Consider the following 2686-nt stretch of genomic DNA (forward strand, 5'->3'; position numbering starts at 1 on the left):
TACCGCGGCTCGTGGCTCGACTTCGAGTTCGACGCCAAGGACATCGTCTACGTCCGCATCGACCGCCGCCGCAAGCTGCCGGCGACGACCTTCCTGATGGCTCTGGGCATGGACGGGGAGGAGATCCTCTCCACCTTCTACGAGACCATCTCCTACAAGAAGCGCGTCGAGAAGAAGGGCGCGGCCGGCGGCTGGGCCACGGCCTACAAGCCTGAACGCTGGCGTGGCGTGAAGCCGGAATTCCCCGTCATCGACGCCGACACCGGCGAGGAAATCGCCCCGGCCGGCACCAAGATCTCGGCACGCAACGCCAAGAAGTTCGCCGACGCGGGCCTCAAGACCCTGCTGCTGGCCCCCGAGGCGCTGACCGGCAAGTACCTGGCCCGCGATCTCGTCAACTTCGAGACCGGCGAGATCTACGCGGAAGCCGGCGACGAGCTGGACCCGGTGCTGCTGGCGGCCCTGGAAGAACAGGGCTTCGACACCCTGGACGTCCTCGACATCGACGACGTGTCCATCGGCTCCTACATCCGCAACACCCTGCGGGTGGACAAGAACACCGTCCGCGAGGACGCGCTGTTCGACATCTATCGCGTGATGCGCCCGGGCGAGCCGCCGACGGTGGAAGCGGCCGAAGCCATGTTCAAGTCGCTGTTCTTCGACGGCGAGCGGTACGACCTGTCCTCGGTCGGCCGCGTGAAGATGAACATGCGCCTGGAGCTCGACTGCCCTGACGACGTGCGCATTCTGCGCAAGGACGACGTGCTGGCGGTCCTCAAGACCCTGGTGGGCCTGCGCGACGGCCGCGGCGAGATCGACGACATCGACAACCTCGGCAACCGCCGGGTCCGTTCGGTGGGCGAGCTGCTGGAAAACCAGTACCGCGTCGGCCTGCTGCGCATGGAGCGCGCCATCAAGGAGCGCATGAGCTCGGTCGATATCGACACGGTCATGCCGCACGACCTGATCAACGCCAAGCCGGCCGCGGCCGCGGTGCGGGAGTTCTTCGGCTCCTCGCAGCTGTCGCAGTTCATGGACCAGACCAACCCGCTGTCGGAAATCACCCACAAGCGCCGTCTCTCGGCGCTTGGCCCGGGCGGCCTGACCCGCGAGCGCGCAGGCTTCGAAGTCCGCGACGTGCACCCGACCCACTACGGCCGGATCTGCCCGATCGAGACGCCGGAAGGCCCGAACATCGGCCTGATCAACTCGCTCGCCACCCACGCGGTGGTGAACAAGTACGGCTTCATCGAGAGCCCGTACCGGCGCATCAAGGACGGCAAGACGACCGACGAGGTCGTCTACATGTCGGCCATGGAAGAGGCGAAGCACGTCATCGCCCAGGCCAACATCAAGCTGAAGGACGGCGTGATCGTCGAGGACCTGGTCCCCGGCCGGATCAACGGCGAACCGGGCCTGCTGCAACGCGACCAGGTCGACTTAATGGACGTGTCGCCGAAACAGGTCGTTTCCGTCGCCGCCTCGCTCATCCCGTTCCTCGAGAACGACGACGCCAACCGCGCCCTGATGGGCTCGAACATGCAGAAGCAGGCCGTGCCGCTCATCCAGTCGGATGCGCCGCTGGTCGGCACCGGCATGGAGAGCATCGTGGCGGTGGACTCCGGCGCCGTCGTGGTGGCCCGCCGTCCCGGCATCGTCGAGCAGATCGACGGCACCCGGATCGTGGTTCGCGCGACGGAGGAGACCGACCCCACCAAGCCGGGCGTCGACATCTACCGCCTGCAGAAGTTCCAGCGCTCCAACACCTCGACCTGCATCAACCAGCGTCCGCTGGTTCGGGTGGGCGACCGGATCGTTGCCGGCGACGTTATCGCCGACGGCCCGTCCACCGAGCTCGGCGAACTGGCCCTGGGCCGGAACACCCTCGTCGCCTTCATGCCCTGGAATGGCTACAACTTCGAAGACTCGATCCTGATCTCCGAGCGCATCGTGCGCGACGACATCTTCACCTCGATCCACATCGAGGAGTTCGAGGTCATGGCCCGCGACACCAAGCTGGGTCCGGAAGAGATCACCCGCGATATCCCCAACGTCGGCGAGGAAGCGCTCCGCAACCTCGACGAGGCGGGCATCGTGGCGATCGGCGCCGAGGTCATGCCGGGCGACATCCTGGTCGGCAAGGTCACGCCGAAGGGCGAAAGCCCGATGACCCCGGAAGAGAAGCTGCTGCGCGCCATCTTCGGCGAGAAGGCTTCCGACGTCCGTGACACCTCGCTGCGGCTTCCGCCCGGCGTGGCCGGCACGATCGTCGAGGTCCGGGTGTTCAACCGGCACGGCGTCGACAAGGACGAACGCGCCCTGGCCATCGAACGGGCGGAAATCGACCGCCTGGGCAAGGACCGCGACGACGAATTCGCGATCCTGAACCGCAACATGACCTCGCGCCTGCGCCAGCTGCTGGTCGGCAAGGTCGCCGTCTCGGGTCCGAAGGGCCTGGGCCGCGGCGAGATCGCCATCGAGAAGCTGGAAGAGATCGCGCCCGGCCTGTGGTGGCAGATCGCTCTGGACGACGAAAAGGCCATGGCCGAGCTGGAGGCGCTCCGCCGCCAGTTCGACGAGGCCCGCAAGCGCCTGGACCGCCGCTTCGAGGATAAGGTCGACAAGCTGCAACGCGGCGACGAGCTGCCGCCCGGCGTGATGAAGATGGTCAAGGTGTTCGTGGCGG

At 66.7% G+C, this 2686-nt stretch carries 1 protein-coding gene; it reads left to right on the forward strand.

Features of this window, described 5'->3' with window-relative positions:
- Nucleotides 1–2686 (forward strand): DNA-directed RNA polymerase subunit beta (gene rpoB, locus QZV94_RS24430; protein ID WP_293682992.1); only part of this gene is annotated, 2686 nt, incomplete at both ends.

The sequence above is a fragment of the uncultured Phenylobacterium sp. genome, assembly GCF_902826855.1.
Classification (GTDB): domain Bacteria; phylum Pseudomonadota; class Alphaproteobacteria; order Caulobacterales; family Caulobacteraceae; genus Phenylobacterium.